We start from the raw sequence: 5,218 nt of genomic DNA on the forward strand, positions 1-5,218 counted from the left end.
GCTACGACAGCAGCGCACTCTCGATACAACAGCGCGCGACTGAGCGCCTGCAACGACGAGAAGAACCGGGCTCGTCGGTATCGGGAGGCACGGCGGTGGCGTCCGCTCCGACCTCGCCATCGACCGGTCGGCACCATTTGTCCCCGCCGAATGTGCGAGGACATTCGATACTGTCCGGCCCCCCGATTCGCCGCGAACCGGGTTACGGATGTAAGTGCAGGCGCTTCACGCTGGCTGCTGCGAACGTGATGAACTTTCTGACGCGCGCCGGCACGAATTTCTGGGTAGGGTAGGCAAAATAGAGTCCGGTCAGCGGCGAGCGAAGAGCTGGCAACACGCGCACCAGCCGCAGTTGGTCTGCAAAAAAAGCCGGCAGAAATCCGATCCCGAGGCCCATACCGACAAAGGTTCTGACTGTCAGCAGATCGTCGCAGGTCAGGCCGCCCGACAAATCGACGCTGACCTTCCGCGTTCCCATCAGCATGGGCAGAGGATGGGCCCATGGCTTGCCGAACCCAATCAGGTCGTGGTGCTTCAGATCATCCATGTGAACGGGGACGCCGCGTCGGTCGAGATAGTGCTGGCTTGCGAACAGTCCCGACGGGCCTGTTACGAAAGACCTGGTCACCAGACTTGAATCGCGCAATGGACCGACGCGGATGGCGAGATCGACGCCCTCTGCGATCATGTCGACGATCCGGTCGGTGACGATCAGCTCGACTTGCACCGTCGGGAAGGCTTCGCGAAACGCGCCGATGATGGGCGGCAGCAGGCTTTGCGCGATATCGACGGCCGCTGTGAGCCGAAGCAGCCCGGTCAGGCCTCCTGCCTCTGCCGTAATCGCGGCTTCGGCTGCCTCGATCTCACGAAGTCCAAGGCGGCACCGTTCAAAATAAGCCTGGCCCGCCGGCGTGATACGGAGCTTGCGGGTCGTGCGTTGGATCAGACTGACGCCGAGGCGCCGTTCCAGCGCCGCCACCTTTGCGCTCACTGTGCTGGCAGGCATGCGGAGCCGTCGAGCCGCGCCCGCAAAGCTGCCCGCCTCCAGCACCTGGACGAAGACACTGATCTCATCGATCCGCATGACCCATTATGCAGAATTATGGATGATAATTCCAGTTTATGCTGTCTTGTGGCAAAACGGCTTCCGCGCAATCTGCTTCGCCAGGGAAGCACTGCGAAGGAGCTGGAAGATGATGGGACTGACAACACCGGTGGCCATCGCGACCGAGGGCGAGCCGATCGATCCGCGCGTCCGCGTCGGGCACGTCCATCTGAACGTTGCGGACCTTGAGCGATCGCTCCAATTCTATTGCGGGGTGCTTGGCTTCGGCCTTCACGGGCTTCTTGGTGACGAAGCAGCGTTCCTGGCAGCCGGCAGTTATCACCACCACCTCGCTATCAACACCTGGGAAAGCCGGGGCGGTTTGCCGCCGCCCAAAGGATCAACGGGCCTCCACCATGTCGCCTTCGTCTATCCGACGCGGGCCGCGCTCGGCCGCGCGCTCGGCCGCCTCCGCGCAGCGGCCGTGCAACTCACCGGCGCCAGCGACCACGGTGGTACGGAGGCGATCTATCTCCGCGACCCGGACGGCAACGGCGTCGAGCTCTACTGGGATCGACCGGAGAAGGAATGGCCGCGCAATCCGGACGGCTCGTTAAAGATTGTCAGCAATCCGCTCGATGTCGAAAATCTGGCCGCGGAGGGATCGTCTAAATCCCCCGCTTAGCACGGATAATCTGAGCCTTGTCACACTGAGACGCCCGGTTGCTTGGCGCGCACAGGACAAGACCGCGGAAGCCGTTTAAGAGGCACTGACACAAATCCCAAGCACTCCGATTCCCTGTGGACAGCGGGACTTGTCCTGACACCACGTCTCCGGTCCGACGCAGACCGCCGCATGCTTCAGCCTCCACTCAAGCCAGGGAGGCGTCATGTCAAAGCGGAAACAGAAGCGAAAGCAGAGCAAGAGCGTAGAGGGACGGCTGCGCTTCTTGGGAGATCACGTCGATGGATTCAGGAGCTGGCTTCGCCACGACGGCTATCGGCCGACCACGATCGTGGAGTTGGTGCGTCTCCTTGCCTGCTGGGCCGAGTGGCTGCAAGCGGCCGGGTTCGCCCTCAAAAATATCTTAGCCGGTTATAATGCATCCGCAGCGGTCTTCAAGGGCGGCAAAATGGCAAGGGCACCGCGCGGGGCGGGCGCGTTGTTCATCCGCTATCTTCGGGAACAAGGGGCGCTGCCGTCGACTCCGAAGCCGCCATCTCCGACGGAGACCTGGCCCATACTCGGAGCATTCCGGGCCTGGATGCAAAGTCAGCGCGGCGTCACCGACTCCACGCTCGATACCTATCAAACTACGCTTGTCGATCTTCTCAAGGCTCTCGGCGACGATCCAAGAGCCTTTACTACCAACGCGGTGCGGGCTTTTGTTCTTGAGCGCACCAGACCGCACAGCCGTGGCCGGGCCAAGACAATCGCGACGTCGACGCGCGCGTTCCTCCGATTCCTGGTCGCGACCGGCCAATGCCCCGCGGGACGACACTACGCCGTTCCGCGCTTTGCGAACTGGCAGTTGGCATCGGTTCCGAGATTCCTTGCGGCCGACGACATCGAGCGGGCGATAGCCGCTTGCGAGGGCGAAAGCCGCTTACGGGATCGAACGATCGTTTTGCTGCTCGCCCGTCTTGGCTTGAGGGCGAGCGAGGTCGCCAACCTCAAGCTCACCGATATCGATTGGAGGAACGGACGGCTTGCCATTGCCGGCAAATCCAGGCGCGAGGAGTGGCTTCCGCTGACGCAGGAGGTGGGCGATGCGATCATCGCCTACATCGAACAAGCGCGACCACGTTTGCCGACGTCCCACTTGTTCTTCACGGACTTCGCGCCGATCCGCCCGCTCACGCGCACCACCGTGAGATGCATCGTACGCCGGACATTGCTGAGGGCGGGGATCAGAAGCGTCCATCGCGGCGCCCATGTGCTACGCCACTCGGCGGCCACCGCAATGCTGCGGCAAGGCGTCAGTTTGAGCGGTGTCGGTACAATTTTGCGTCACCGGTCGCCGGCAATGACGCTGCATTACGCCAAGGTCGACTTCGGTCTCCTGTCGGAGATTGCCCAGCCCTGGGTGGGGAGGTTGTCATGCTGATCGACGATGTCGAACGTTACATCGCGCTTCGTCGCTCGCTTGGCTTCCAACTCCGGAAACCGGCCCGGCACCTCCAAGCCTTCGCTCGCGTCGCCGCGGAAAAGGGCGAAACCCATATTTGCGCGGCAACCGTCATAACGTGGGCGGCAGCCGCACCAACGCTGGATGCCCGGAATCGCCGAATTGGCGATGTCGGGCGGTTTGCTCGGTTCTTGCGCGCCGAGGATGACAAGCACGAGATGCCCCCAACCGGCCTCTTCGCCACACCGAAAGTGCGACCTGCTCCCTATATCTACAGTCCGGAGGAATTGGCCCGCATGCTCGAAGCCGCCGGCCGGCTCCGCATGCTAAAGCCCAACCCGCTGCGCCGGCAACTCTACATGGTGCTGTTCGGGCTCATTGCCGCCACCGGACTGCGGGTCTCCGAAGCGCTCAATCTGAGGCTTGGCGATGTGCTGCCGGGCGGGGTTCTCCAAATCCGCGAAACCAAGTTCTACAAGAGTCGCCTTGTACCGCTGCATGCGACCGTCGTGGAGGTTCTCGACCGCTACCTCGATATGCGTCGTCGATCTGCCGGATCGGATGATCACCTGTTCTTATTGATGGAGGGAGCTGCGCTTGCCTATTCCACGGCGAGATGTGCCTTCCGCCGCATTTTGCAGCTTGCCGACATCGCGCCAGGCCGCGCACGGCGGCCCCGCATCCACGACCTCCGCCACAGTTTTGCGACGCGGGTTCTCGAGCAATGCGGCACCAAGCGCGATGAGGTTGCGCGGCACTTTGTTGCGTTGTCGACTTATCTCGGCCACGCCGATATTGCGCACACCTACTGGTACCTTGAGGCGACGCCGGAACTGATGGCCGACATCGCCGCGGCTGCCGAAAAACTGATCGCGGAGGTGGCTCCATGACCCTGCTCGCGCCTCTGATCACCGGCTTTTTGCGCGACTACATGCCCCGCCAACGAGGTTACAGTCCACATAGCTGTGAAACCTATGCCCACAGCTTCCGGCTCTTGTTCACCTATGCCGCCAAGCGGCTGCGGACAACGCCTTCGCAACTGCATATCGAGCAGCTCGATGCGGCCTTGATCATGGACTTCCTCGGTCACATCGAGCGGGAGCGCCGCAATGGAGCCACGACCCGGAATCTGCGTCTTGCCGCGATCAAGACGTTCATGCGCTATGTTGAATACCAGATACCGTCTGCCTTGGAGCAGATCGGTCAAATCCACGCTATCCCGACCAAGCGCCACGATCAGGTGCTCATCCGTCATTTGGTCATGGAGGAGGTGCGCGCGATCTTGAACGCGCCCGACCTCGCAACGCGGCTCGGCGTGCGCGATCGGGCGATGATGCACCTGTGCTTCGCCGCCGGGCTACGCGTCTCGGAATTGGTCGGGGCTATGACGGCGAATTTGTGTCTGCAGCGGACGCCAAGCCTTCTTGTCAAGGGCAAGGGTCGCAAGGAGCGATGCCTTCCGCTTTGGAAGGAAACCGCCGCCGATTTGCGGGCCTGGCTGGCCTTACGGGGCGATGTTCGCGTCCCCGAGCTCTTCGTCAACGCCGAGGGGACGGCAATGACGCGGGCCGGTTTCGAATATGTCTTGGACAAGCACACGCGCGCGACCGCCAAAAAATGTCCATCCTTGCGCGATCGCTCCGTGACGCCGCATCAACTGCGGCATAGCTGCGCCGTTATCATGTTGCAGGCCACCCATGACGTCCGAAAGGTCGCATTGTGGCTCGGGCATGCCGACATCCGCACCACCGAGGTCTATCTGCGCATGGATCCTTCCGAAAAGCTCGAGGCGGTGGAAGCGGTCATTCCGCCCGAGTTACGCCGCGGACGGTTCAAGGCGCCAGACGCGCTGATCGCCTCTCTGTTGGAGGAAGCATCCCTATCTTCGGCGTGAGAGACGTCGAGCAGTCCACCGTCACGACGAAATACCTCGGTTCCGCTCCGACGCGGCAGCATGACGATGCCGTCCACAGGAGCAATCGAGCCCTCTTCGTTGGCTCGGAGTGACGGATCAAGCCGCCGTGCCTGCAGCGCGCTGCTGGTG

5 protein-coding genes are annotated in these 5,218 nt (G+C 62.3%); 4 read left to right on the forward strand and 1 reads right to left on the reverse strand.

The annotated features are described in order from the left end of the window. Nucleotides 1-202 precede the first annotated feature (202 nt). Nucleotides 203-1,084: a LysR family transcriptional regulator gene (locus tag XF30_RS00745; protein WP_109141660.1), complete on the reverse strand. Its 882-nt coding sequence runs from the start codon at nt 1,082-1,084 to the stop codon at nt 203-205. A gap of 109 nt (nt 1,085-1,193) precedes the next feature. Between XF30_RS00745 and XF30_RS00750 the strand changes: the two genes are divergently transcribed. The 4 genes from XF30_RS00750 to XF30_RS00765 all read left to right on the forward strand — a co-directional run bounded on the left by XF30_RS00750 (nt 1,194) and on the right by XF30_RS00765 (nt 5,068). Beyond that, complete coding sequence (locus tag XF30_RS00750) at nt 1,194-1,730, forward strand: VOC family protein (RefSeq protein WP_420887936.1); 537 nt, start codon at nt 1,194-1,196, stop codon at nt 1,728-1,730. A gap of 205 nt (nt 1,731-1,935) precedes the next feature. After that, a complete protein-coding gene (locus tag XF30_RS00755) occupies nt 1,936-3,153 on the forward strand; it encodes a tyrosine-type recombinase/integrase (protein WP_109141661.1) in 1,218 nt (405 codons plus the stop codon). Next, nucleotides 3,147-4,064, forward strand: coding sequence for a tyrosine-type recombinase/integrase (locus XF30_RS00760; protein ID WP_109141662.1), 918 nt, complete (start codon nt 3,147-3,149; stop codon nt 4,062-4,064). Before XF30_RS00755 ends, XF30_RS00760 begins: the two co-directional genes overlap by 7 nt. Further along, nucleotides 4,061-5,068, forward strand: a complete 1,008-nt coding sequence (locus tag XF30_RS00765) for a tyrosine-type recombinase/integrase (RefSeq protein WP_109141663.1) — start codon at nt 4,061-4,063, stop codon at nt 5,066-5,068. The genes XF30_RS00760 and XF30_RS00765 overlap by 4 nt, the downstream gene beginning before the upstream one ends. Nucleotides 5,069-5,218: the final 150 nt, after the last annotated feature.

This window comes from Bradyrhizobium sp. SUTN9-2 (assembly GCF_003122645.1).
Taxonomy (GTDB): domain Bacteria; phylum Pseudomonadota; class Alphaproteobacteria; order Rhizobiales; family Xanthobacteraceae; genus Bradyrhizobium; species Bradyrhizobium yuanmingense.

Coding starts and splice junctions, on each gene's coding strand:
- XF30_RS00750 (WP_420887936.1), top strand. CDS start 1,194: ATGATGGGACTGACAACACCGGTGGCCATCGCGACCGAGGGCGAGCCG.
- XF30_RS00755 (WP_109141661.1), top strand. CDS start 1,936: ATGTCAAAGCGGAAACAGAAGCGAAAGCAGAGCAAGAGCGTAGAGGGA.
- XF30_RS00765 (WP_109141663.1), top strand. CDS start 4,061: ATGACCCTGCTCGCGCCTCTGATCACCGGCTTTTTGCGCGACTACATG.
- XF30_RS00745 (WP_109141660.1), bottom strand. CDS start 1,084: ATGCGGATCGATGAGATCAGTGTCTTCGTCCAGGTGCTGGAGGCGGGC.
- XF30_RS00760 (WP_109141662.1), top strand. CDS start 3,147: ATGCTGATCGACGATGTCGAACGTTACATCGCGCTTCGTCGCTCGCTT.